Source organism: Nostoc sp. JL33 (assembly GCF_017114985.1).
Classification (GTDB): Bacteria; Cyanobacteriota; Cyanobacteriia; order Cyanobacteriales; family Nostocaceae; genus Nostoc.
The window spans coordinates 31847-58073 of the sequence record NZ_JABXKP010000092.1 but is presented as its reverse complement, the minus strand read 5'-3'; the positions used below and the strand labels follow the sequence as shown (position 1 = coordinate 58073).

22 protein-coding genes, 1 tRNA gene, 1 pseudogene and 1 other annotated feature are annotated in these 26227 nt (G+C 43.6%); of the genes and pseudogenes, 12 read left to right on the top strand and 12 right to left on the bottom strand.

Annotated elements, in window-relative coordinates:
• Positions 1–415 precede the first annotated feature (415 nt).
• Positions 416–646, top strand: a complete 231-nt coding sequence (locus HWQ23_RS28050) for a hypothetical protein (protein ID WP_292836018.1) — start codon at positions 416–418, stop codon at positions 644–646.
• Between the two features lie 35 nt (positions 647–681).
• On the opposite strand, the gene uvrC is transcribed toward HWQ23_RS28050, so the two are convergent.
• The 9 genes from uvrC to HWQ23_RS28005 form a co-directional block, all read right to left on the bottom strand.
• Positions 682–2559: an excinuclease ABC subunit UvrC gene (gene uvrC, locus HWQ23_RS28045; RefSeq protein WP_292836015.1), complete on the bottom strand. Its 1878-nt coding sequence runs from the start codon at positions 2557–2559 to the stop codon at positions 682–684.
• A gap of 155 nt (positions 2560–2714) precedes the next feature.
• Entirely contained in the window at positions 2715–3596 is an 882-nt protein-coding gene (locus HWQ23_RS28040) for an NF038130 family PEP-CTERM protein (RefSeq protein ID WP_292836012.1), read from the bottom strand.
• Between the two features lie 411 nt (positions 3597–4007).
• Complete coding sequence (locus tag HWQ23_RS28035; protein WP_292836009.1) at positions 4008–5240, bottom strand: LL-diaminopimelate aminotransferase; 1233 nt, start codon at positions 5238–5240, stop codon at positions 4008–4010.
• A 111-nt stretch (positions 5241–5351) separates the two neighbouring features.
• Positions 5352–5684 carry a thioredoxin family protein gene (locus tag HWQ23_RS28030; protein WP_292836006.1) on the bottom strand — a complete coding sequence of 111 codons (333 nt, stop codon included), beginning with the start codon at positions 5682–5684 and terminating at the stop codon, positions 5352–5354.
• A gap of 295 nt (positions 5685–5979) precedes the next feature.
• Positions 5980–6756, bottom strand: coding sequence for a PspA/IM30 family protein (locus tag HWQ23_RS28025; RefSeq protein WP_292836003.1), 777 nt, complete (start codon positions 6754–6756; stop codon positions 5980–5982).
• A gap of 162 nt (positions 6757–6918) precedes the next feature.
• Entirely contained in the window at positions 6919–7662 is a 744-nt protein-coding gene (locus HWQ23_RS28020; protein ID WP_292836000.1) for a PspA/IM30 family protein, read from the bottom strand.
• A gap of 352 nt (positions 7663–8014) precedes the next feature.
• Positions 8015–9379 carry a hypothetical protein gene (locus tag HWQ23_RS28015; RefSeq protein WP_292835997.1) on the bottom strand — a complete coding sequence of 455 codons (1365 nt, stop codon included), beginning with the start codon at positions 9377–9379 and terminating at the stop codon, positions 8015–8017.
• Positions 9380–9579: 200 nt separating this feature from the next.
• Entirely contained in the window at positions 9580–9897 is a 318-nt protein-coding gene (locus HWQ23_RS28010) for an RNA recognition motif domain-containing protein (protein ID WP_292766654.1), read from the bottom strand.
• Positions 9898–10164: 267 nt separating this feature from the next.
• The gene (locus HWQ23_RS28005) at positions 10165–10704 is read right to left on the bottom strand and encodes a phycobiliprotein lyase (RefSeq protein WP_292835994.1); all 540 of its coding nucleotides are present in this window, start codon (positions 10702–10704) and stop codon (positions 10165–10167) included.
• A gap of 560 nt (positions 10705–11264) precedes the next feature.
• On the opposite strand from HWQ23_RS28005, the gene HWQ23_RS28000 reads away from it, so the two are divergent.
• Together HWQ23_RS28000 and HWQ23_RS27995 are read left to right on the top strand one after the other, a co-directional pair.
• Positions 11265–12758, top strand: coding sequence for an efflux RND transporter periplasmic adaptor subunit (locus HWQ23_RS28000; protein ID WP_292835991.1), 1494 nt, complete (start codon positions 11265–11267; stop codon positions 12756–12758).
• A 515-nt stretch (positions 12759–13273) separates the two neighbouring features.
• Positions 13274–16618 (top strand): efflux RND transporter permease subunit, encoded by a 3345-nt coding sequence (locus HWQ23_RS27995; RefSeq protein ID WP_292835988.1) that lies wholly within the window; start codon positions 13274–13276, stop codon positions 16616–16618.
• Between the two features lie 396 nt (positions 16619–17014).
• Here HWQ23_RS27995 and HWQ23_RS27990 read toward each other — a convergent pair whose 3' ends face one another.
• Entirely contained in the window at positions 17015–17677 is a 663-nt protein-coding gene (locus HWQ23_RS27990) for a hypothetical protein (RefSeq protein WP_292835985.1), read from the bottom strand.
• A 408-nt stretch (positions 17678–18085) separates the two neighbouring features.
• On the opposite strand from HWQ23_RS27990, the gene HWQ23_RS27985 reads away from it, so the two are divergent.
• Positions 18086–18745 (top strand): hypothetical protein, encoded by a 660-nt coding sequence (locus HWQ23_RS27985; RefSeq protein WP_292835982.1) that lies wholly within the window; start codon positions 18086–18088, stop codon positions 18743–18745.
• Between the two features lie 5 nt (positions 18746–18750).
• Here HWQ23_RS27985 and HWQ23_RS27980 read toward each other — a convergent pair whose 3' ends face one another.
• Together HWQ23_RS27980 and HWQ23_RS27975 are read right to left on the bottom strand one after the other, a co-directional pair.
• Entirely contained in the window at positions 18751–19809 is a 1059-nt protein-coding gene (locus tag HWQ23_RS27980) for a glycosyltransferase (protein ID WP_292835979.1), read from the bottom strand.
• 541 nt (positions 19810–20350) lie between these two features.
• Positions 20351–21292 carry a glycosyltransferase family 2 protein gene (locus HWQ23_RS27975; protein ID WP_292835976.1) on the bottom strand — a complete coding sequence of 314 codons (942 nt, stop codon included), beginning with the start codon at positions 21290–21292 and terminating at the stop codon, positions 20351–20353.
• 154 nt (positions 21293–21446) lie between these two features.
• Between HWQ23_RS27975 and rplS the strand changes: the two genes are divergently transcribed.
• The 8 genes and pseudogenes from rplS to rplL all read left to right on the top strand — a co-directional run bounded on the left by rplS (position 21447) and on the right by rplL (position 25935).
• Complete coding sequence (gene rplS, locus HWQ23_RS27970; RefSeq protein WP_273766612.1) at positions 21447–21809, top strand: 50S ribosomal protein L19; 363 nt, start codon at positions 21447–21449, stop codon at positions 21807–21809.
• Positions 21810–21961: 152 nt separating this feature from the next.
• Positions 21962–22034, top strand: a tRNA-Trp gene (locus HWQ23_RS27965).
• 321 nt (positions 22035–22355) lie between these two features.
• Positions 22356–22577 (top strand): preprotein translocase subunit SecE, encoded by a 222-nt coding sequence (gene secE / locus HWQ23_RS27960; protein WP_292835973.1) that lies wholly within the window; start codon positions 22356–22358, stop codon positions 22575–22577.
• A complete protein-coding gene (gene nusG, locus HWQ23_RS27955) occupies positions 22577–23218 on the top strand; it encodes a transcription termination/antitermination protein NusG (RefSeq protein WP_292835970.1) in 642 nt (213 codons plus the stop codon). The genes secE and nusG overlap by 1 nt, the downstream gene beginning before the upstream one ends.
• 6 nt (positions 23219–23224) lie before the next feature.
• Positions 23225–23650, top strand: a complete 426-nt coding sequence (gene rplK, locus HWQ23_RS27950) for a 50S ribosomal protein L11 (protein ID WP_292835967.1) — start codon at positions 23225–23227, stop codon at positions 23648–23650.
• Between the two features lie 113 nt (positions 23651–23763).
• The gene (gene rplA, locus HWQ23_RS27945; protein ID WP_292835964.1) at positions 23764–24477 is read left to right on the top strand and encodes a 50S ribosomal protein L1; all 714 of its coding nucleotides are present in this window, start codon (positions 23764–23766) and stop codon (positions 24475–24477) included.
• Positions 24478–24541: 64 nt separating this feature from the next.
• Positions 24542–24714, top strand: a sequence feature (ribosomal protein L10 leader region).
• A gap of 63 nt (positions 24715–24777) precedes the next feature.
• Positions 24778–25305, top strand: a pseudogene (rplJ, locus tag HWQ23_RS27940) (50S ribosomal protein L10); the annotation flags it as partial.
• Between the two features lie 240 nt (positions 25306–25545).
• A complete protein-coding gene (gene rplL, locus HWQ23_RS27935; RefSeq protein WP_292835961.1) occupies positions 25546–25935 on the top strand; it encodes a 50S ribosomal protein L7/L12 in 390 nt (129 codons plus the stop codon).
• Positions 25936–26227: the final 292 nt, after the last annotated feature.

The following is a 26227-nucleotide window of genomic DNA, read 5'->3' as shown; positions in this document are numbered from 1 at the left end:
CCTTGGTTGTAATTATTTTTTATTTGGTAAAGCTACAAGTTAAACGAGGAAAAATTCTGGTTCGACCCAACTTAACAAACTGCTGTAATATTGGCTGATTATTTTAAACGAAATTTCAGCTTTGAAGATTTTTCGACATTCTTATTATCCTAAAACTTAGGTGATTTCATCCTCCTACTTTAGATACATTAATTATTTTTTTAATTAAATGCTGCTTAGATATTTACTGATCCCCATGATTAATGCCTTGAGAGAGGCTTATTTATAGTCATTTCAGACGAATATAAAAAACCCGTTCTTGTATTGAAAAATTAAAACTCGGAATTTACTGTATCTTTAGTAACAAAATTTTTATCTTAAGATTTAGTTTATATTTGCTGGGAATATTTATGAAATTAAATTCTGGTGAGATTTTTTGATCAAAACCACCAAATTTCAACAGGAATGGCTTTTTTCGCTCGAAACTTCCACAACTGGTGAAATTTATCTCCAATGTCTCAAGAGAGGAGACGCTGTTGTGCGTTCGGGCATCCTACGGCAGGCGCTAGCCACGCGCGTGAGGGAGTGCTTGGGAGACGCACAAGGGACAAGTCGGGAGCAACCTTGTAGCAGTGGCTCCCCAACCTACCCCGGAGTGCTTTTTTAGGCAAAACCTAAGCAGTATTGATGGGAGTTGTGACTTCAAGCAGGATGAAAATAATCGTAAATTTCTTGAGCCAAACGCGGCCCAATTCCTGCTACTTCAGCTAGTTGTATGGTTGTTGCTTGCCGAATATAATCAACTGAGCGAAAATGTCCTAGTAGCTGCTTTTGTCGATGATGTCCTAAGCCAGGAATTTCATCTAAACGCGATCGCTTTAATTTATCACTGCGCTGCTGACGATGGAAACTCACTGCAAACCGATGCGCTTCATCCCGCAACCGCCGCAATAACTGTACTCCCGGCTGTTCTGCATCAGTTATCAAGGGTTGAGATTCTCCCGGTAAAAAAATCTCTTCTCGCTGCTTTGCTAAACTCACAACTCGCAAGTCTTCTAATAAATTCATCTCTTGCAAGATGGCGATAACCGATGATAATTGACCTTTACCACCATCGATCATGATTAAATCAGGCCAGTCGGGATTACCCAAACGTGCTAATTGCTGATCTTCGGCATACTTGCGAAACCGTCGCTGGATAACTTCAGCAAGACTGGCAAAATCATCTGAGTGTCCTGCTGTCACCGTGGGATTTTTGATTTTGTAGTGGCGATAGTGCTGTTTGGCGGGTAATCCGTCGATAAACACAACTTGTGAAGCTACAGCATTTGACCCTTGAATATGGGAAATGTCATAACCTTCGATGCGGTGGGGTACATCTGGTAAATCGAGAATGGTGGCTAAATCTTGCATTGCTTGGTGATTGCGATCGCCAAATTTTTGCATTCTTTGCAATTCATACTGGGCATTTCGCTCTACCATCTCAATTAATTCTGCCTTAGTTTGCCGCAAAGGAGTCAATATTGTGACTTTTTTGCCTTTACGTTGAGTTAAGACATCCGCCAATATCTCACCATCTGGTAAATCATGCTGCACCAAAATTTCTGTGGGTATTTCCACTGAGTCAGCAGTTTGGTAATGTTCCTCTAAAGCGCGTTGTAAAATAGCGCCCGGTTCCGCGTGAGCATCCGCCACAAAGGCTAAACGTCCTACTAATTGCCCAGCGCGAATCTGGAATAGTTGAATGCAGGCGTATTCTTCGTTGGCTGCCAGTGCGATCGCATCCCGCGAAACTGTATCATCTGGTAAGGAAACTTTTTGATTGGCAGTCAGCGACTTTAACCCAGAAATTTGGTCACGAATTCGCGCTGCTGACTCAAAATTCAAGTTTTCAGCTGCTGCGTTCATCTGTTGGGTCAAAATATCTATTAGTTCCTGAGTTCGCCCTTGGAAGACCATCGCTATTTTTTGCACAATTTTGCGATATTCTTCTGGTGAAGTCATCTGTTGACAGACACCTGGACACCGCCCTAAATCATAATTTAAGCAAGGACGGTCTTTGAAAAGTGGTTGAGGTCGTTGTCGCTGGGGAAAGATCCGCTTACAGATACGGACAATTTCTCGTAAAAGACCAGCATCAGTATAAGGGCCGTAAAATTTATCCTTTTCTTTGCCGAATTGACGTTTACGGGTAATAAAAATTCGCGGATAATCTTCTGACCAAGTGATGCAGAGATAGGGATATTTTTTATCATCTTTGAGCAGCACGTTAAAGTATGGCTGGTGCTGCTTGATCAAATTGGCTTCTAGCGCTAGCGCTTCGGCTTCAGTATCAGTGACAATGAATTCAATTTCTGTCACCAACTTTACCATCGTGGCGATGCGTTCACTCTTGTTGTAGCCATCCCGGAAATAGGAACGGACACGCGATCGCAACTTACGTGATTTACCTATATATATTATGCGATCGCTCTTGTCCCGCATGAAATAAACCCCCGGTTCCGGTGGAATTTCGGCTAGACGGTTTTCCAGTCGTTCTGGTTCTTTAACCAGTGGTAATATTTCAGTAGATATTGTCACAATCCAAATTAGGTAATCTTTCTCTATTTTAAGAAAAATTATTTTTTCGTGCCGATTTAACCGACTATTTGTCAAGTAGATATAAAGTTGAAAATATTCATCAAAAAAGGGAGCTGTTAGCTCCCTGATTTATTTGTAGTTTTGAAACAGCAATCTTAAATAGACGCTTTTTTAAATTTGTGTTGGGTAGCAAACACACCAGCAACACCCAGCAGACCAAGCATTACTGATGGTTCGGGGACTGCTGCGGGAGGTACACCTTGGATGGTGACTTCATAATTACCACTATGGGATATACCATCACTTTTTTCAGTTAAACCAGATAGGGTAGCTTTAAAGCTATACAGGTAGTCAGTCTTGCCCTCATAAGTGTATTTGACTAATTCACTTGCTTGTAATGAAGATGTAAATGGGTTAGACGGCAGTCCTAAAAGGGGTGCGGCATTATAGTGACCTGCTAAACCAATACTGATTAAACCACTGGTGTCATCTTGATTGACATAGGAAATATTCGGGTCACTAAAGCGTTGAAATCCGCCATTTGTAAGAAAGCTGTCAAACAAAGTCTGTTTAGTATAGCCGAACGCAGCGAGTAAAGGACTAGTGATACTATTAGAAGTTAGAACCTGGTTAAACCAGGTGTTAGCTAAGTTAGTTAACCCATACGTCGTAGTTGTTTTGCCGACTCCAAACCAGTCATCTGAAGTGAGGCTGCTTAGAGTCAGGATTTTCCCACCGATTGTACCTGTCAAGGTGGTGTTGTTGGTAAAATTAAAACCAGTTTGTTCACTACTAGCAGCTAGCTCTACATTTCCAGTAGGGCTGGCGACGTTACCACTTATAACTTTTTGTACATTTGCACTAGTATTTGCTACTAAAAAGGTATTTGTAGCATTGGAATCATAGACTAAATAATCACTTGCTGCTGTTCCACCAATAGTAGCACCGGTGAGCGTGCCAGCCTGCGCTGGTACAGTGGCGATCGCGCTCATACCAATAGCGATTGAGACACCAATTACAAGTTTCTGAAAAGTCATTTTCATTTTTTCAAGTCTCTGTCAGTTTGGAAATTAAGTTTTAAACTACTGCCGTTTTTAGGCTTGGGCTGTCTTGACTACAGGCTTTTTGGCAATACGGCGGCTTTTAAGCACGACCTGCATTATTAGCCGTCTTTGGTACTTAAGCGTACAAACCCAGTTTAAGAAACGGAGAGACCTGATTGGGTAAAGTTACTGCTGAGTATCAATAAAAGATGACGAAGATTCGATATTTTTATACGTTTAATTACATATTTTTTCAAATTTTTCTAGTTATAAAAATACATTCCAATATTTTAAGTTCAGTATAATACGGTGATTCGTAGAGGCGTACAAGTGTGCGCCTCTACCGCGTGTTGCATTCGTAGACTTTGCCGCCAAAAATCTTTGGCGTTCAGCTTGAGAAGAAATTCATTGAAGGAACTGGGCAATTCTTTCTACAGCAGTTTCTAACAAAGGTGGCTCATGCACCAAGGCAAAACGGACATACCCTTCTCCAGATTTGCCAAAACCCGCACCTGGGGAAGCAGCTACACCAGTTTGTTTGACTAGCTGGGTACAAAATTCTATGGAGTTTTGACTCCAAGCTGAGGGCAATTTTGCCCAGATGTACATTGTGGCTTGGGGAGTAGGCACATTCCAGCCAATGCGGTGTAAAGCACTGATAAAAGCATCACGCCGCCCCTGAAAGGTAGCGACAGCAGTTTTTACCCCCGATTGAGGGCCAGTTAGGGCAGCGATCGCACCATTCAAAATCCCACGATACTGATTAAAATCAACTGCGGCTTTTACCTGGCGTAAGGCGTTAATTAACTGGGCATTACCGATGGCGTAGCCAATGCGGAAGCCGCCCATATTGTAGGACTTGGAAAGGGTGAAAAATTCAATCGAGACGCTTTTCTGACGATCAGCTTGCAGAATTGAAGGAACTAGGGATTTTGGATTTTGGATTTTGGATTTGGGATTAGAAGAAGAATCTGCCCACTTTCCAGTTTCCTCAAATACCAAATCTACGTAGGGGAAATCGTGAACTAGGACGAGATTGTGTTGTTGACAGAAGGCGACAGCTTCTTGGAAGAAAGATAAAGGAGCGATCGCGGCGGTGGGATTGTGAGGATAACTTAATACCATCATCCGCGACTGGGCCAAGACTGGGGCAGGAATATCAGCAAACACTGGTAAAAAAGCGTTTTCTGCTTGTAGTGGCATCGGGTAGATTTGACCACTAGCTAGGTAGACTCCCCCGGCATGGGAGGGATAACCTGGATCGAGTAACAGCGCGAAATCTCCTGGATTGAGTATTGCTAAGGGTAAATGGGCAGTGCCTTCTTGAGAACCAATCAGAGGTAGTACCTCAGTTTGAGGATCAACTTTGATGCCAAATTTTTGTTCGTACCAGTTGGCTGCGGCTTCACGAAACCCTTGGGTGGCGTTAAATAACAGATAGCCGTGGGTACTGCGATCGTGGAGAGACTGGGCGATCGCCTCGATGACATGTGCCTCAGCTGGCAAATCAGAAGACCCCAACGACAAATCAATTACCTGTCTTCCAGCTGCCAAAGCGACTGCCTTGGCTCTATCCATATCAGCAAATACATTAGATTGCAGGGGTTGTAAACGCTTTGCAAATTGCATGTTAGTCATTTGTCTGCGTTCGTGCAGCGTCTAGCTTGGGAGAAGTTCTGATGCTTGGAAGCCTCCGATCAGACTTCTCTATTTGTCTTTTGTCTTTGATCATTTGCTAATGAATAATGACTATTTATTTAAGTGTGTATCTAAAAGAGCAAGTAATTTATCTTTGCCGATGACTCCCTCAGTGGATATCAAAACTTCCTGACCTTGAAATAGTCTGAGGGCGGGTACACCTTCTACTTGGTACTGCTTAACAGTAAGTGGGTTGGGGTCAATTTCCATTTTAACGACTTTGAGGCGATCGCTATATTTGCTGGCAGCTGAAGTGATCGCGGGCGACATCAATTGACAAGGCCCACACCAGTCAGCCCAAAAGTAAACTAATACAGGCTGCTCGGCTTTTAATACTTCGGTTTCAAACTCAGCATCCGTTATGGTGATTACAGCCTTACTCATTGCAGTCTCCATCAAGTGGCGATCGAAGTTGGCACACACAATACTTTATCCCAAACTGAGTGCTGAGTGCTGAGTTCGTGAGAAAGGAGAAATAATTTAACTACAATTTTTCTGAATTTGTCTCAGGCAGAAACGCACAAACGCAGAGGACAAGAGTTAATTAAAAACTCCTCACTCCTCACTTCTGACTCCTCACTCTTCACTCTTGACTCCTCACTCCTCACTCCTGACTCGAAATGTAAAATCCCACAGCCAACAGGCGTGGGACTGGCTTAAAATTTGTTTTCTACCAATTTTACAGTTGATCCAATTGCTTGCGTAGGGAATCCAACTCGGCATCAACCACCTCATTAGACTTAGGAGCAGTGGTTTGTTCTTGCGGTGGCAGTTGGGGTTGATTTTGTGGAGTAGCGGGTGGTAACATTTGGGCTTTCAAGGCTGCCAATTCATCATCAACATCATTACCACCTTCTAACTGGGCAAATTGGGTTTCTAAATCTGCACCTGCTAACTCTCCTAGTGCCTGGGCCCGGGATTCTTGCATCAAGACTTTTTCTTCCATCCGCTCGAAGGCAGACATTGCACTGCTGGTATTCATCCCACGCACCATGCCTTGGAGTTGCTCTTGGGCTTTGGCAGTGGTGATTCTAGCTCTGAGCATTTCTTTCTTGGTCTTAGCTTCAGAAATCTTGCTTTCCAGCTGGATTAAGTTGCGCTTGAGGGTTTCAACTTGAGTGCTTTGCGTATCTAAACTAGCTTTGAGGGCACTACTGGTGTCCGTATAAGTCTTCTTGCGCTCTAGAGCTTGCCGTGCTAAGTTCTCATCACCTTTTTGCAGGGCTAGTTGGGCATTGCGTTGCCACTTATTGATTTCATTTTGGGCATCATTGTACTGCTTCTCGCTGCGTTTTTGGGCGGCGATCGTCTGGGCTACTCCCTGACGCAGCTGAACCAAGTCTTCCTGCATTTCCAGGATGGCTTGTTCTAGCATTTTTTCGGGGTCTTCAGCTTTGTTAACCAGGTCGTTGAGGTTAGAACTAACTACTCGCTTAATGCGATCGAATAATCCCATAACTTTGTTTTTCCTTGTCTGGTTTACGCTTTTTGTTGGACAGTTAGCTTTTTTAGTTTTTAATAGCTACCTATTTCAATGTAATCTTTCCAGTTTGAATCAGTACCTTCTAACAACTCTTAATTTTTAAGATATCTCGAAACTGGGGTAATTAGTCGAACTTCAAGAGTCCTGAGTTTTGGGTAACTGCTGCGCTGCCTTCTGGTTCTCCTGGGTGAGGAGACTGTTGTGCGGTGTGTTTTCTGACTGGTTCAAAACCTGCACCTTCATCGCTGCCAATTCCGCATCTACATCATTAGTAGATTCCAAAGAAGTAAATTGTGTTTCCAAGTCGTCGCTACTGAGTTGAGCGATCGCTTCTGATTTAGCTTCTATTTGCAAAACTTTTTCTTCCATGCGCTCAAAGGCACTCAGACTGCTGGTGGCAGAAACTCCACCGAGCATTTCCTGAAGGCGATAAGACGCTTCGGCAGAACGGGCGCGAGCAATATACATATCTTTTTTTGTTTTCGCCTCGCCAATTTTTAACTCTAGCGATCGCATATCCTTTTTTAGCCTAGCTACTATCTCGTTTTGCTGCTCTATCTGGGCAAAGAGGGCAGTAGTGGTTTCTTTATAAGCTTGGCGCTTAGTCAAAGCTTCGCGTGCTAGAGGTTCGTTGCCTTGTTGCAGGGCTAATTGGGCGCGGCGATACCATTCTTCTGTTTGAGACTGAGCAGCCGCAGCCTGTCGTTCGGTACGTTTCTGGGTAGCGATCGCTTGTGCTACACCTTGCCGCAACCGCACCAGATTTTCCTGCATCTCCAGCACAGCTTGCTCCAGAATCTTTTCTGGATCTTCTGCACCACCGATCAAACTATTGAGATTAGCGCGAATCACTCGCAGGATACGCTTGATTAATTCCATGTCGGCTCTCCATTCACGAATCAGCCAGGGTTATTTCATTCTCCCCTAGTCCGCCAGGGAATAAATTCCCCATCTTACAGCTAAAATCAGTTTTAACCGATTATTAATCAGCTTTTGAGTCCGTTTTAACGGACTTAGACTATAAGAAAAGGAAATTTATTTCCAGGCGGGTTATGCCAACAATGAAATAGCCCTGACTACTCAGCACTCTTAACTCCTTCTTGTACAGACGCGATTAATCGCGTCTCTCCTAACTCCTTCTTGTACGCGATTAATCGCGTCTCTCCTAACTCCTGTACAGACGCGATTAATCGCGTCTCTGTTATCTCATGGTATCGTAGATTTTTGCAACTCATGGCTGCTGAACCCGTGCCTTAATTCCCTTTGCCTCTAACAGTTGCATCTGTTGTTTTACTTGCTCTTTAGTCTTAAAAGCACCCAGATAAATCAATTCTTTGTTGGCTGATAAATAAGCATCCGGAACTACTAAACGAGCTGAAGCTAAAGCCCCGCCTTTATTATCTATCACTATATGATAGAACCCATCTGTTCCTAGTTTGATTTCTGCATTTGGCTGTGGTGAGGTTGCGATTGGGTTGGGCGAGGTTTTTGCCATTGAAGTGGGAGGCAAATTCAGGGGGGGCAAAGGCTCTACCGTCGGTACTGGTGCTAAGGCGATCGGATTTGGCGGTTTTATATCTGTGTTGGTTAAAGGCAATGCCGCTTGAGGATTAGCTCTTTTTTGGGGAACGGCTGGATTAGGCACTACTGCGAGGCTTGGCTGGACTTTGGGTTGTAAGCCAACTACATCATTGGGATCTCTCACCTCAGGAAACTCTTGGGCAGCTAGATTGGGATACTTGGGTATAGAACTGCTTGGTGGCTGGATTTGAGCTTGGACATTACTCCCAACTTCTTCAGCATTTTCTGGTGCAGCAGACGAGTTCCCGTTAAACAACTTGCCTAAATTCCATTGTGGTAAGCTTTTAGGATTGAATACTACATAACCCAAGGTAAGACTCGCCACCAATAGCAGCAACATGGAACCGATACCCAAAGGTGATAGCAGACTGTCGTTATAATTGCTTGGCTTTTTGGTTTCTGGTTGTTCTTCTTTCAGACTTCGCAGCAGCGCTTCACTCGATTCCAAAAAGTCATCTGGCTGCTTAGGGGTGTGATCTGACTGCAAGAGATTTTCGCTCTTACTATCTTTAACGACTACTGGCACGATGCTGCTAGTAAAGTTGGGCGGGGGTGGTGGAAGTTGAGTTTGTGTTTTAGCAGAATCTGATCTGGAGGTAAGATTAAGATTATTTAGTTCCTCAGTATTTGCCGTAGCTGGCGCTGGGTTATTCTCAGCATTCACAGCTACAGATGTGGGTGGTACGTCAATTTTTGCCGTAGCTGGCGCTGGGGTTTGGTGATCATTCATGGGTGCAGATGCAGGCGGCACGTTGGTTTTAATTTGAGTTACTGATGAGTGAGTTGTGCCGGATGTTGTCGTCATGGCAGCGAAGGGCTGGGTTTGACTGTTCATGTAACTTCTAACACGGGGCTGGATCGATGACGCCAAACCAGTTCGCGTGCGTCGGTATCGAGCTAACTCTTGATCTAGCGGCACCTCTAAACTCGCTAGCGCTGCTGCTAGTGCTGGTTTCAACCCAGGTGTTTTAGAGGATTGAGTACTAGTAGAATCCTTCAGGGGGTTTTGAGTCATTGCCTCTGTGCCTCAAACATAGACTGCTGAAATTAACTTTAGATATATTTGTGACAATAATAAACTTAGCGAGTTCCTCTCACAATTGCCAAAGCGTCCCAATAGAAATTATTTAGAGTCAAAGTTTTGCATAGAAAAGGCTCAAGCATTCCTACCTGAGCCTTTTCTAAATTCAATTAAGTTACTTTCGCCTATTGAGCTTAGTAGCGGTTACGGTTGTAGCCACCGCCACCACCGCCACGGTTTCCACCACCAAAGGAAGAACCACCCCTGTCTTCTCTGGGCTTGGCTTTATTAACTTTCAGGTCACGACCAAGCCATTCAGCACCATCAAGGGCTTCAATGGCTTTCGTTTCTTCATCTTCTGAATTCATTTCCACGAAAGCAAAGCCGCGTAAACGACCTGTTTCACGGTCAGTAGGTAACTGAACACGCTTTACAGTACCATATTCTGCAAATACAGCACTCAGCGCATCTTGTGTAACTTCATAGGAGAGGTTACCAACGTAAATTGACATTAAATGTCTCCAAAATCATAAGAAGTTTGTAGAGATTTAGATTTCGGAGAGAAGTCTGTAATACCAAAAGGAAAAAGCCTGTCAATACTAAAAACAAACACTGTCGCCGAATTAATTCTCATTTCACTTCCCATGATGGCATAGCAACTAACTTTTTGGGGGCAAGTTTGAAAAACTGTTATAAAAAGTTATGTTACAAGTTGATAGCTAGGTGCTGGCTAGTAACAAAACAGGTAAGGCTGTAACCAGCGCTACTCAGTCGATAAACTAATCCACTCTCTTTTCTAAATATTGGCCAATCATCAACTGCTCACCAGCACGGGAGATAATCGCCTGTCTGGTGCGGTATTTGCTACCAATTAGCTTTAACTCTTCCTCAAACACTGAACCGTTGTACTCAGTTCGCAAACACAGTGTTTTCGGGTTGGAGAAATAATAGTGGGCGGTGACTGGTTTGGATATGGCAAAACCGCGATCGCGATACAATATGTTTCCCACAGCCCCAAATATCGTTGAACCTTGCGACTCTTTCCTTGCCTTGGCCACATCCGTACTTTCCCATGTAACTGCTGCACCACAGATCAAACTACCTGTATCAGCCAAATCGTGCATCTGAGCTAGCTTTTGCAATTCATCACAGCCCTGCTTGAGAAAATTGATCGTAACGATACTCTCCATCTCCTTAGTTTCTCCCTCAGGTAAAGTGTAGTAGCGCCGTTGCGATTGCCAGTTACCCGCCGATTCCTGGAAAAATTCTGAAATCTGGGATTCGTCAGTGGTTTGTGCAATTTTTAGCAATGATGTCACTTGTAACTTTCCTCACCTAATACTTAGCGGCTGTAATATATATCGATCTTTGTCTTTGCTGTCTACGCGATGTCTACGACGGGCTACGCCGACGCTGAATCTCAATCTGGCAGCGTAACAAAAAGCAATTTATATTTACTATTCTTAATATAATATCGGATTAAGCGTAAAAATTACTAGGCATTTTGCTATCGTAAGTCTGGCTATGTAAGCCTAAATACAGGTATGTGATACTGCCCGTTTTAGAAGCAGGGAGGTAAAATTCCCGTATCTTCAGGAAACGTAAGTCTTCTACTAAGGGCAGATTCCAAGAAATTTAAAAATATTTATAGTAAGTTAAGAATTGCATCGTCAGCAAAAAAACTGCCTGATCGATGTAATGAGTTAAAGTGGTGAGAATTTTTCGTGATAAAAAGTAATTTTTGATCCAAAATTTTGCAAGAAGATAGCTAATTTAGTCTCGCCGCTTTCTATTAGTCATATATTTGTTTGTTGTCTCAAAATTACTTGGTAATGCACGGCTGTTTAACCCCAAAAGCTCCCCAAATAGGAGAAAATAAATGATTTTGGACAGAAATAAGCCGCACAAGCAGGCGAAAATCTCACCTTTCGCAGCCGCTAACCAGGTAATTAATACCCAGTTAGATTCAGTTATGAAGACTGATGTGGCTGTTGCAGATGTAAAGAGTCGTTTTGATTTTACATCCATATTATTGATTCCCTGTTTGCTGGGGATAGGACTGCTGATAGCAAATTGTGGATCGTTGCCCAAGGAAGATGCAGCTGATGCACAATCTCAGAGTCCTGGTAGTGGGCAACGTGGTGGTGCAACGGCTGTAGATATGGCGATCGCTCGAACTGACTCGCTGCAAACACAACCAGAATACACAGGTAATACAACACCCTTCCGAATTATATCAGTGCGATCGCAGGTAGAAGCGCGGTTGTTGGCTTTGAACTTAGATGTCGGCGATCGAGTAAAGCTTGGGCAAAACGTTGGGCAGTTAGATGATGCCATACTTTCGACCCAATTAAAGCAAGCCGAAGCAGAACTAGCAGCCCTGAAATCAGAAGTAGCCAGAGCAAGCAATCAGGTAAGCAATGCCCGTGCAGACGTGGAACGGGCGCGGCTAGAAGTGGTACAAGCTCAGGCAGACTCAGAACGCCAACAGAGACTATTCAAAGCTGGAGCGATCGCGGCACAAACTGCCCAGCAATCACGTACCCAGGCACAAACAGCTGCCCAAGCATTGCGGGCAGCTCAAGAACAAGTTCGTACAGAACAGCAAGCCGTCGCTGCCGCCCAAGGTAGAGTACTTGCCCAACAGGCATTGGTTGCTCAAACCAAAGAGCGCAGCTCTTACGCTCGGCTGACATCCCCGATTACTGGCATAGTCACAGAAAAGGTGACAGAACCTGGCAACCTTCTGCAAGCAGGTAGCGAAGTCTTGAAAATTGGCGACTTTAACCGTGTGAAAGTCGTCGTCCAAATTTCCGAATTAGAACTGGCACAAATTCAGATTGGGCAGTCTGTACAAGTGCGCTTAGATGCCTTCCCCAATGAAGCATTAATTGGTAGAGTGACGCGCATTTCCCCAGCTGCCGATGCCACAGCTCGCTTGATACCTGTAGAGGTAGTGATTCCCAACACTCAAGGGAAAATTGGTAGCGGACTTCTGGCGCGAGTCAATTTTGAAACCCAGACAACACAGCGCGTAGTAGTGCCGCAAACAGCTATCCAAAAACAAGCAGGCAGTAAGAACTCCAAAAATACAGGGGAGACGCAAACAAATGTCCGGCAGAATTCCTCACCTAATACATCTGGTATGGCAGAGGCAAAGTCACAAGATCGAAGTGGGACAATATTTGTCGTGCAAGACGCAGAAGGCAAAACGAAGGTAACAGCACGAGCCGTAATGTTAGGAAAAAAGGCTGATGCTAGAGTCGAAATTTTATCTGGTTTGCAAGCGGGAGAGCGCTATGTTGTTCGTAGTGGTAAGCCGTTAAAAGAAGGTGACACTGTAAGTCTTTCAATTCTTTCAGAAAAGCAATAGTAGGGTCAGACAATTTTGGATTTTGGATTTTAGATTAAAGAATTGAAAAGAGCAATCAAGTCAGGGACAAGTCATTTAATCTTAGATTTTGGATTAAAGAATTATTCCACGAATAAATCCGCTTGCTCTCAGACCTTTTTAAATAGAACTTACGCACAACTTACGGAATAACGAACCACAGAGGCGCAGAGGACACAGAGAGAAGTCGGAGCGGCGGCTTGTGCCGTTGGCGCAGCTCGCCGCAGGCATCTGAACTTCTCCCTACAGCCCTGCGGGCATCCTACGGCAGGCGCTAGCCTCTCCCTTTGGGAGAAGGGGAGACGCTGCGCGAACGGTGGAAATCAGAGTTTTTGCGTAAGTCCTATTAAATTTTGGATGCAAGAATCTTCTCTACGAGAGGCTTCGCCAACAATCCAAAATCCAAAATTTAAAATCTAAAATTCGGTGGGTAATAACCACCATACCGTTGAAAAAAGTACTCAGTAGTCAGCACTTAGCACTTATCACTTAGGATCATGCAACAGGCAAATAATAATAATGGCCATGGCGGATTTAGCCTCAGCGCGATCGCTATCCGCCAACACATTGGTACACTCATGCTCACCGTGGCAGTTATTGTCATTGGGGTATTTTTTCTCACAACGATCCAAGTCGATCTCCTACCGTCAATTACCTATCCACGAGTTAGCGTCAGGCTAGAAGCCCCTGGTATTTCACCAGAAGTAGCCGTAGATGAAATCACCAGACCCTTAGAAGAAACTTTAGCGGCAACCGAGAATGTAGTCCAAATTTTTTCCCGCACCCGTGAAGGACAGGTGAACCTGGATTTATACTTCCAACCAGGGGGCGATATTGACCAAGCCCTAAATGATGCGACTGCTGCTTTTAACCGAGGCCGAGGACAACTGCCAGATACCATAGAGGAGCCGCGCTTATTTAAAGTCGATCCTTCCCAATTGCCGGTTTATGAATTGGCGCTGACATCTGCCTCGTTGCCAGGTAAAGATTTACGCGTATTTGCTGATGAAGAGTTAACCCGTGAACTCAGTGTCGTGCCAGGAGTCGCTTCAGTTGATGTATCTGGTGGTGCTGAGGAAGAAGTACGAGTGCTGGTTGACTTAAACCGATTGCAAGCTTTGGGTGTGGGCTTAAATGATGTTTTAGAGGAATTAACAGCCCGTAACCAAGATACTTCTGGTGGTCGGATTCTGGGGCAAAATTCCGAGCCATTGACTCGGACTGTAGGACGCTTCCAAAATGCTAGGGAAATTGAAAACCTTTCCTTGGAAGTATCCTCTGCTTCCTCTGCTACTGCTAATACCAGTAATACCAATACTACTACGACTACTACACCTACACCTACACCTACACCTTCTCGCCGCGTCTACTTGCGAGACTTTGCAGAGGTAATTGACGATACAGAAGAACAGCGAGTATTTGTTTACCTCAATCGTCAGCCGGCGGTGAAATTTTCAATTCAAAAGCAGCCAGAGGCCAATACAATCACAGTTGTAGATGCTGTGAAGCGGCGAATTGAACAATTACGGCAATCGGGTTTAATTCCAGCAGACATGACTTTGAGTCCCACCACAGATGAATCTGTTTTCATCCGCAATTCTTTAAATGATGTCATCTTTTCGGGGATTTCTGGGGCATTATTAGCAGCGGCAGCAGTGTTGTTATTTTTGGGATCGTTCAGGCAAACATTTATTATCAGTTTGACGATTCCGTTGTGTACTCTGGCAGCGATCGCTCTGATGAAAATCTTTGGCTTGACTTTGAATGTATTCAGTTTAGCAGGGTTGACATTAGGAGTCGGTCAAGCAATTGACACATCGGTAGTGATCTTGGAGAACATTTCCGAAAAAACAGGCATGACTCCCAATCAAAAAGAGAGAAAAGGGAATGGGGAATGGGGAATGGGGAGTGGGGAAAAATCCTCCACTACTCCCTACTCCCCACTCCCTACTCCCCAATCTATAATTGAGACTGCGATCGCAGCTTCCCAAGAAGTAGAATCTGCTTTAGTTGCTGCTACAGGTGCCAACTTAGTTTCTGTAGTGCCATTCCTGTTAATTGGCGGCTTTATTGCACTGCTATTTAATGAATTGATTCTGACAATTAGCTTCGCAGTCGCAGCATCCCTTGTCGTTGCGATCACAGTAGTGCCGATGCTGTCTTCTCGACTTTTGGGAATTCGCTGGTCTAGTCGAATCAGTGAATTTTGGCTGCTTAGACAATTTAATCACCGATTTGAAGATGCTACGCGAGGATACGGTAGTTTCTTAACCAAAATTTTACGCTATCGGCTTCTCGTAGTTACTGCTGCTTTGCTAATTTTAGGCGGCAGCAGCTTCTTTATGTTTGGTCAAATTCCCCAAGAAATTTTACCCCGCATCAGTACTGGTCAAGCTAACTTGAGAGCACAGTTTCCTCCCGGTACACCTTTAGCAACTTCTGAAAAAGTTATGCAAATTGTCGATGACATTTTGCTTAAACAACCAGAAACCCAGTCTGCTTTCACAACTGTGGGTGGTAATTTATTTGGCAACAGTACTACAGAAAATCCTTTACGTGCCAGTAGCACTATCAATCTAAAACCAGGCACAGATGTCGAAGCTTTCGTAAAAAAAGTAACTCAGGAATTTAACAAACTCAATTTAGCAGGAATTCTGCTGCGCCTCAATCCTGGACAGGTGCGGGGTTTAATTTTGAGTAATTCCCCAGTGCAAGGGTCAGACGTTGACGTAATTCTGCAAGGTGAGAATGAAGAAAACCTGACGCAAGCAGGCGCACAAGTGTTGCAAGCATTGCAAGAAAGGGCAAAATTAGCGACATTTCGACCAGATGCCGACCCCCGACAACCGGAAATCCAAATTCGCCCCGACTGGGAAAGGGTTTCGGCTTTAGGATTGAGCGCCGGGCAAATTGGTGCAACAGTTCAAACAGCAATTGAAGGTTCAGTTCCCACGCAAATTCAACGCGGTAATCGTTTAGTTGATGTGCGGGTGCAGCTAAATAAAGAAGCGATTCAACGTCCTTCGCAACTAGAGCAATTACCGCTATTTACAGAAAACAATCAGCTAATCCGCCTTTCAGACGTTGCGAATATTCAAGAAGGTCAAGCGCCTGGTGAAGTGCAACGGATTAATCAGCGCCAAGCTTTTATTGTCGCCGGAAATCTCAGCGAAGGAGCTAGTCTTGGTGAAGCGATCGCCGAAGTAAACAAAGTACTCAAGGATGTAGACTTACCTGATGGCGTTTCAATTGTACCTAGTTCTGCCCAAGAAACTAATCAGCAACTTCAAGATGCTTTAAAAACCTTGGGGGCGTTGGCAGTGTTCTTAATCTTTGTAGTCATGGCGGTGCAATACAATTCGCTCATTGACCCATTGGTAATTATCTTCACCGTACCACTAGCGTTAGCTGGGGGAATTTTTGGACTTTACATTACCAAAACTGCAATTGGCGCAACTGTAATTGTTGGTGTCGTGCTGCTGGTGGGAATTGTGGTAAACGCAGGGATTCTAATGGTAGAACTGGCGAACCAAATTCGGGATGAAGAAGGTTGTACTCGCCAAATTGCAATCATGAAAGCTGCTCCTCAACGCTTACGCCCAATTATCATGACTACAGTCACTACTATTTTGGGACTGTTTCCTTTGGCATTAGGCATTGGCGAAGGTTCCGAGTTTTTGCAGCCTTTAGGGATTGTAGTTTTCTTTGGGATGGCGATCGCAACAATGCTGACACTATTTATCATCCCCTGTTTTTATATTCTGCTGCACGATTTGCTAGGTGGAAATTGGGCGAAACCAGTGTTAAGCCGGTTGCGTGGATTTACGAAAAAATTTATCTGAATCCTTGATCAGGATTAACGCAAAAACAGTGTACACAGTTTATCGAATTACCCAAAACAAAAACCTCACCCTGTCCTGACAGACATCCCTCTCCTTAGTAAGGAGAGGGACAGGTTTTGCGTAGCAGAACCAGGGTGAGGTTTCTTTGGGCTATTCGATAAACTGTGTGTACACCGTATTCGGGTAAATGGAGGAACACCTTATTTAAAATAGTTATTAAACAATGCCAAGCCATTTATTTGCTTTAAGGGACTTCCAAATAAAAAAATACTCAACTACTTCTTGTGGGGTGGGCCGAAAAGCCCGCCTTTCTATACGGGCGGGCTTTTCGGCCCACCCCACAATATTGGGTAATTTATTTGTTGGAAGTCCCTAAAGTAAAGCGGCATTGCATCGTTAACTAGCTAATGTCTCGTCTATAATCTTCTTAAATCTCTCAATCACGTCCTTTCGGATCAACTTGAAATCTAAATCTTCTATTTTATTTTCAGCTTGGTCTGTGCCATCAACATTGAATTTTCCGTAATAAACTCCTACAGGAAAATACAATGGACTACCATTCAAACCTTTCTTAAGGAAAAGAATGTATTTTGCATTCTTGACTAGCGGTTGGTAATCCTCCAATACCTGAAGGAAACTTTTATCGGTGATTCTGTCTGCAACTATAGCTGCTTGTTGTCCGATCAATAACGTGTCAGAATATGACGCACCTTTGAGCACACGTTGTACTTTAAATTTAGTTTGGGAGATCGCTTGAGTAACGTAACCCTCCAAATCACGTTGAATTAAAGGTGTACTTTCCGTGATCGATTGTGTTGCTTTTCCAATAGCGATAATATCTGATTTTGCAATTAAATCCTCTACATCTTTTGGTACAATAATACTCCCTTCTGTTCTTGTAACTGTCAAACCCTCAACAATTTCAGTATTTACAGATACTTTTTCGGTACTTTGCGCTAAAGAATTGGTTGTATTGTTTGCAGTAACTACACCAGCACCAAAAACCGCGATCGCTGCAATAATTGTAAAATAAATTCTCTTTTTCAACAGTTTCCCCATTTCGCTTTTAAATTCGCTTTATTTTACGATAAAAAAAATATCCAAAAAACTGATTAAAAAACTCTCTCTTCCTCATTCCTCTGTGTTCTCTGTGACTCCGCGTCTACGTTTATTTCTTGGAAATCCCTAAATTAAATTTTTTCAATTCATATATTGCCCAATCTGTCAACGCATAAGCTCTAATTTAGCTTTTTTATAAAGATTGCGTGAAATTACTAGTTATCGTGATGAAGCATTACAATAATTGCTTTATAAATCAACCTATGAGTAGATATAAACTCCGTGAGCAGGCACAGATTAGACACTATTTATCTAGCAGGTAAATAGCAGTTTAAAAGTGAGTTCTTGCTATTTGATTTAACCCACGCGGTATAGTATTCTCTCAATCAATATCAAGAGGACACAAATATGACTACAATCGCAACCAAAATAGCCTTATCTGTACTAGGAGCAGCAGGAATTAGTTTTTTGTCTTGGACACCAGCAAGAGCCGTTATCTTGGTAGAACCCACCGTGACAACTCAAAATGAAGAAGTCCTCGCCGCCAAAAAACCAAGAACCCTTACAGACTATCAACCAGGGGAAGTAATAGAATATGGTGTTCCAGATGTAGCTAATAACTTTCTCAATGCCACCGGGTACGATATAAAAAGCTTGGTCTTTGATTTAAAAACGCTGTCCTATAGTAATCCGAATTCTACTCCACCATTTGATAATGAGCCGGTGCAGTGGGGAGATGTTAATGGAGATGGCAAGATTGGTTACTCTGCTAACCCTGATCTAAAGAATATTTTTACAGACGTTACCGTAAAAGATAACATCATCACTTTTAGTGGTGGCGTAATCCCAAACGGAACCCTGTTTTACAATCCATTCGCTACCCTGCCCAATCTAGCGCCAGGTGCTGGAATCATTCCACCAGTGCCAGCAGACCAAGAGGATAAAGATGGGCCGATCAGAGTGGGTGGTTATTACACTGCTGTTCCTGAATCAACTAATGTTTTGGGTGTACTAATCTTTGGCACTTTAGGTGTAGCTTTAAAATTAAAGCGATCGCTACAGTGTTAATGCTCTCACTGTGTAATTAATTCACGATACACTACCAGTGTTTCATGATGAACGCGGGCAACACTTAGCCACTCTAGGTTTTGATTTGCCCGCTTTTTCCACTCGTGCAGCATATCGGCATTACTCAGTAATTGTACTAAAACCCCAGCTAAAGCATTACTATCTTTTGCTGGCACTAAAAGACCTGCTTGCCCATTGTCCAAAGCTTCAGGAATGCCATCTACCTGAGTGCCAACGATCGCACTTCCAGCTTCCCTAGCTTCCGAAAGTACGAGAGGGCAAGGATCGCGGTGGGAAGCCAGCACAAATATGTCACAAGATATCAGATAGCGCTGAGGTTCCGGCTGGAAACCTTCAAAATGAATGCGTTCTTTTACAGAAGTTGCTTGTGCCTGTGCCTCAAATAGCTGTTTATCAGGGCCATTTCCTACCAAATAAAGATGCGCTTGCGGAAAATCTGAAGCAATTTTTTCAAAGGCAGCGATTAACTCAGCGATTCCCTTGCGTTGATACATCCCGGCTACGGTAGCGATCGCTGGACGCTGTAATGGTAAAGGTTGATAATCTTGTATTTGTCGCGTGCGGGGGCTGCCTAAAGTTCCATTGCATACTACCCGCAACTTGTTTTCTGAAATACCGCGCCTTGCCATAGAATCTCGCACAGCTTTGCTGACGGCAATTACCCTGTCAGCTAAACCCATCAGCAAGCTGGAACGCTGAAATTCGTTGTGGACTGTGGAAACTAAAGCATACTTATTCCCTTTAAAAATGCGTGCTAGTATGACTCCGGTCATCATATGGGCATGAACAATATTAGGGTGAAATTCAGCTGCGATCGCTCGATAACGCACAGCAGCTTTAATAATACTTATTGGTTTCCTAGTTTGGTCTAGTTGGTAGTGTAGGACACCACATTTATTTAGTAATTTCTCGTATTCACCACCAGCAGAAATAACCGCTACCTGATGACCAGATTTTGCCTGGAAACAAGCCAGATCCACAGCCACATTCACAATACCGTTACCTATTTCTTGAACGTGGTTCAAAATATGTATGATTCGCATAATCTTTGAGAGATGTATAAAAAATTAAGATAAGTAACTGAGTATCAATCAACATAATTATTGAGGTCTTCAGCGACAACTCAAAAGTAGTCAGTAGTGCATAAAATTCACAATTTGCTACTGACTAAGAGCACTTCTAACCAGTTACTTAGCTTAAAGATTTATTCAGTAACCGCTCAAGAAATCGGGGTAAAACTCCAAAATTCTGAAAACTCCATTCAACACAGCGATTGCTAAAACAGAGATAGGACTTACGCAAAATATCTCTCAAACTCTGATTTCTCCGTGTCGCGCCAGTTGCTACAACGGGGGGAACCCCCGCAACGCACTGGCTTCTCTGCGCCTCTGCGGTAGCCTGCGGCAAGCCGCTCCGCGTCTACGTTATTCCGTAACTCATGCGTAAGTCCTAAATTCTTTAATCCAGAATCTAAAATTAAATGATAGAGCAAGTGACTTGATTGCTGGGGTAAATCTAAAATCTAAAATCTAAAATCTAAAATCCTCTCATTGTGTGACTCCTGAATTCTGTTTTGTTAAAAAATTACGGCTCAATCAACACAAGTTTACGAACCAGAGAATTGTTTCCCTGACGACGTGATGAAGCAGCAGTTAGCAAAAACTTCCAAGACTGAGGAGAAACTATAGACGCATCTATCATTGAAAGAAAACTCTTGATATTTTTTTGCTTCAGTGCAACTAAAATCCAATGGAGTTTCAGGTAATTTTTTATATCCTGAAACACGGGAATATTTGAGCGATGTTGGTCATTTACCAAGGCGTAAATTTTCTCCTTCATCAAAATATTTGTCGCCAAGCGCCGAGACAAAGAAAACTTTTGATTATACGCACCAGGCCAAACAGTACGGTAAGCAAGACACTGATTAAGGAAAATAGCATCGCCAAACTGGGCAATCCGAATCCAGGAATCGATGTCATCACAGTTAGCATCGAGTGTGGAGTCCCAACCACCAGTTTGTAGGAAAGCATCACGTCGGCAAGCTACTTGTACAGGCGTGCCAAAAGGTACAAGCTCTAAAAGCATACCGTAGTGAATATCGGCTTGTGGGATATAAAAAGCTAATCCGGGGCCAACTTGGGGGGTGCGAGAGAGTTCAATTTCATTGCCATCCACCTGAGCCGCCACACAAGAGCAGATTACAGCATCGGGACGAAGTGCGATCGCCTTTGCCATCTCTTCTATGCAATTAGCAGCTAAATAGTCGTCGTCATCTAAAAACTTAATCCAGTCGCCGCTAGCTTTGGCAACTCCAGCATTTACCGTTGCTGCATGACCAAGGTTCACTTCGTTACGATGGTAAACAACCTTGTCCCCTAAGCTTTTAACATAGGTTTCGGTGTCATCAGATGAACAGTCGTCAGCAACAACCACCTCGCACTCGATTGTTTGGTTACGAGCCGAGTCAATTGCTCTTTGTAGCAAATTCAAGCGATTATAAGTACTGATGACGACGCTAAATTTCATAAATTTCACCCTTGTGGTACAGCATTCTGCAATATAGCTTTGATATCTAGGCTGTTGTATCAGTAAAATTATCAATCCTAACAAGTAGACTGAAATAGGATTATCGATTTATGATTGATGATTGTGAGTTTTTTTTTAAGCAGACAGAAAGACTATGAACGCTCAAGAGATTATCCGCTCGATTGAAGCGGAACAGATAAAATCGAATCTGCCCGACATTTATGTGGGCGACACCGTAAAAGTGGGAGTGAAAATCAAGGAAGGCGAAAAATACCGCGTACAACCCTACGAGGGAGTAGTAATTGCCATGCGGAATGGCGGCATCAACGAAACTATTACAGTCCGTAAAGTTTTTCAAGGTGTGGGCGTCGAGCGGGTATTTCTGTTGCATTCTCCCCGAATTGACAGCATCAAGGTATTACGTCGCGGTAAAGTACGCCGTGCTAAACTGTATTATCTCCGCGATCGCGTAGGTAAGGCAACCCGGATCAAGCAACGGTTTGACCGCCCTTTGTGATTCGTCCTTCATAACTATGGGAGAAATCTCAAGCCTCAAGCGGCATCTGCCGCTGACTTGTTCTCCAGAGAAAATTGAGGTATGATAGAAATCGCATATTGCGTTAAACTGAAATTTAGTTCAGCGCAATGAGTGAATCAAAAACAGCTTGTGCGCTCTTAGTTCAGTTGGTAGAACGCAGGTCTCCAAAACCTGATGTCGGGGGTTCAAGTCCTCCAGGGCGCGCTCAAGAGCAAAAAACAAAGCCCGAAATAATTACGCAGCTGCTAATATAGCAGTTAGCGTTAATAATTTCGGGTAAACTTATTGTATTTGCAGTTGTTTTACTTTCAGTTAAGTGGAATAGAGTCGAAACTGCAAACCTGGATCATCGAATTTGAGATTTTGGATTAAAAAGACAAATCTGCCGATTTAAGGTTTTCGATTGAGAAGAAATTTAAAATCGACAAACCAAAATCTATAAAATTAAACGCCTTTGCCTTTAGGCATGGGGTAAATCCAAAATCCAAAATCCAAAATTGAGTAACAAACGGGGGATAAAGGGTCGTGGCCAAAAAAAGTGAAGCAGAATTGCCAGAAGCCACAAATGGTTTTAGCATTGGCAACTTCATACAGGGAATCAGAGAAGAACTTGAAAAAGTAGTTTGGCCCAGTCGGAAACAGATAGTGAGCGAATCCGCCGCTGTGTTGTTAATGGTGGCACTCTCCGCATCTTTGATATACTTGGTCGATGGATTGTTTGGTTGGGCAGCAAAACAGGTGTTCTGATGACTTTTGCAACAGATGAACCTCGCAACTCAACGTTGCCGTCGGAAGAAACAGCAGAAACGGCAGAAGCAGCGTCAAAAGAAGCACGCTGGTATGCAGTGCAAGTAGCCTCAGGCTGTGAAAAGCGTGTAAAGACTAACTTAGAGCAACGCATTCAAACTTTTGATGTAGCTGACAAAATTGTTCAGGTAGAAATTCCGCAGACGCCGGCGGTGAAAATCCGCAAAGATGGCAGTCGCCAGCATACAGAAGAAAAAGTTTTCCCTGGCTATGTGCTGGTGCGGATGATGATGGATGATGATACCTGGCAGGTGGTACGAAACACCTCCCATGTAATTAATTTTGTGGGTGCAGAACAAAAACGTGGTAGTAGTAAGGGGCGCGGTCATGTGAACCCCATACCACTGAGTTCTTCAGAAGTTGAGCGCATATTCAAACAAACCAGCGAACAAGAGCCGGTTCTGAAAATTGACATGGCTACTGGTGATAAGATAATGGTGCTTTCTGGGCCATTTAAAGATTTTGAAGGCGAGGTGATTGAAGTCTCTCCAGAGCGGAGTAAACTTAAAGCCTTGCTCTCGATTTTCGGCAGGGATACACCAGTAGAATTGGAATTTAATCAGGTAGAGAAACAGAGCTAAATACAAATGGCGAAGAAAATAGTAGCGGTCATTAAATTGGCCCTGAATGCTGGAAAAGCCAACCCAGCACCGCCAGTGGGGCCCGCATTGGGTCAACACGGCGTCAACATCATGATGTTCTGCAAAGAGTACAACGCCAAGACAGCAGATCAAGCTGGAATGGTGATACCTGTAGAAATTTCGGTTTTTGAAGACCGGAGTTTCACATTTGTACTCAAGACGCCACCAGCATCAGTGCTGATTCGCAAGGCGGCGAAAGTTGAAAAAGGCTCGAATGAACCCAACAAAAAGAAGGTTGGGTCAATTACCAAAGCACAATTGCAAGAAATAGCCCAAACGAAACTCCCCGATCTCAATGCTAACGACATAGACGCAGCAATGAAGATTGTGGGAGGAACGGCTAAGAATATGGGTATAACAGTCACGGATTAGTCATTGGTCATTAGCAAAAAACTAGCAAATGACAAAGGACAAATGACAAGGGACAAATAAGTAAAATTTATCGGGGGAGAGGCGAAGCTTCGGAATTACCCCAGGAGAACAAAATGCCAAAAATATCGCGTCGTTTGCAGACGCTGCAAGCAAAAGTAGAAGATAAGGACTATCTACCCCTAGAGGCTTTAACCCTTCTCAAAGAGACAGCAACAGCTAAATTTACCGAAGCTGCGGAAGCGCATGTCCGCCTGGGAATTGACCCCAAGTATACAGACCAACAGTTGCGGACAACGGTAGCACTGCCCAAAGGTACAGGACAAATCGTTCGGGTGGCGGTGATAGCCAGAGGCGAAAAGGTAAACGAAGCAAGCAACGCTGGTGCTGATATAGTAGGTTCAGAAGAACTGATTGACGAAATCCAGAAAGGTAGGATGGATTTTGACAAGCTGATCGCCACACCCGATGTGATGCCACAGGTGGCAAGGCTGGGTAAGTTGCTTGGGCCGCGTGGTTTGATGCCATCGCCCAAAGGTGGAACCGTAACATTTGATTTAGCAGGTGCGATCGCAGAATTCAAAGCTGGTAAATTAGAATTCCGAGCTGATCGAACTGGTATTGTCCATGTTATGTTTGGTAAGACAACATTCTCGCCTGAAGATTTGTTAGTCAACCTGAAGGCATTGCAGGAGACGATTGATCGTAACCGTCCTTCAGGAGCTAAAGGTCGTTATTGGCGCACATTTTATGTGTCAGCCACAATGGGGCCATCGATTAAAATTGATGTCACCGCCCTACGAGATTTGAAACTGAGCGAAGCTGGTTAACTAAGAGTTAGGAGTTAAGAGTTATGAGTTTTATTTTTAACTCCTCACTCCTCACTCCTAACTTTAAATTAAATAGGCAAAGCCGGAGACAGCAGGTGCTAAAAGCTTAAATATCCTGCCGAGGTTAAAACTCTAATAGTCAGAATTACCACCCATAAAAAAAGGTGTGATAACTATGGCGTTAAGAGTCTTAATACTCAACCCCGGCTAGATTAGCTGGGGTTTGTTGTTTGGGTTCAGGTTTAGAAAAAACGTACAAGTAGGGCACTTCACCGATTATTTTAAGGAGGTGAGATTGGAATGGGTAGAACACTAGAAAATAAAAAAGAGATAGTAGCTGACCTCAAAGAAACTTTGAGTCAGTCAACTCTGGCACTGGTAATTGACTATCAGGGGCTAACAGTTTCTGAAATCACAGACTTACGGCGGCGGCTGCGTCCTAGTGGCACCGTTTGTAAGGTGACGAAGAACACTCTAATGGGCATTGCCATTAAAGATGATGAAAAATGGCAGCCTTTGTCGGAATTGCTCAACGGTTCTTCCGCCTTTTTGCTGGTAAAAGAAGATTTTTCATCGGCAATTAAGGCATACCAAGAATTCCAAAAAGTCAGCAAGAAGACAGAACTTCGCGGTGGTGTACTGGAAGGTCGCCTACTCAAAGAACCTGATGTCAAGGTACTGGGAGACTTGCCATCTAAGGAACAACTCATTGCCCAAATTGCTGGGGCTATCAACGCCTTGGCTACCAAGATTGCTGTGGGTATCAACGAAGTTCCTGGTTCACTGGCTCGTGCTTTGCAGGCTGTGGCCGACCAAGAGCAAGCTGGTGGTAGCACCGAAAGCGCTGCTGTAGAAGATAGCAGTACTGAAACGGCTGCTGTAGAAGATAGCAGTAGCGAAACGGCTGCTGTACAAGATAGCAATACCGAAACCTCTGCTGTACAAGATAGCAGTACTGAAACGGCTGCTGAATAGACTTAGTAGTTCATCAGTCAAGAGTCAAGAGTCTATAGTTAAAGACTAATGACCCATGACAAATAAATAATCAAAATTACAGGAGTTATATCAATGTCTACTGCAACCGATCAAATTTTAGAACAACTAAAAACCCTTTCTTTGTTGGAAGCTTCTGAGTTAGTTAAGCAAATTGAAGAAGCTTTTGGTGTGAGTGCTGCTGCACCCGTTGGCGTAGCGTTTGCAGGCCCTGGTGTTGGTGCTGCTCCTGAGGCGGAAGTTGTTGAGCAAACCGAGTTTGAAGTTATTCTCGAATCAGTTCCAGCTGATAAGAAGATTGCCGTGCTGAAGATTGTCCGGGAATTGACCGGTTTGGGTCTGAAAGAAGCGAAAGACTTGGTGGAAGCTGCGCCCAAGGCTGTTAAAGAAGGTCTTGCTAAGGATGCTGCTGAAGATGCTAAGAAGCGCATCGAAGAAGCTGGCGGTAAGGTGACTGTTAAGTAGTCACAATTTTATTATTAGTTTTTTATTAAGGAGTCTAACTTAGGCTCCTTTTTTTTATTACGGTTTTTGTAAAAATAATAGAAAGGTTCAGATTGGGTATAGTATTTTTCTTTACCCGTAGTGATTAAAGAGGGGTTATACCAATTCTGTATGAAGATGCGCTCATAGTGCAATAAATAAAGAACGAACCGCCAAGTATGGCAAATACGCCAAGAAATGAGAAATTAAGAGATTTGGCGCAGCTTCACAAAGAAACGGTATTACTAGGTTAAATCAATAGTATTTAGTTCTT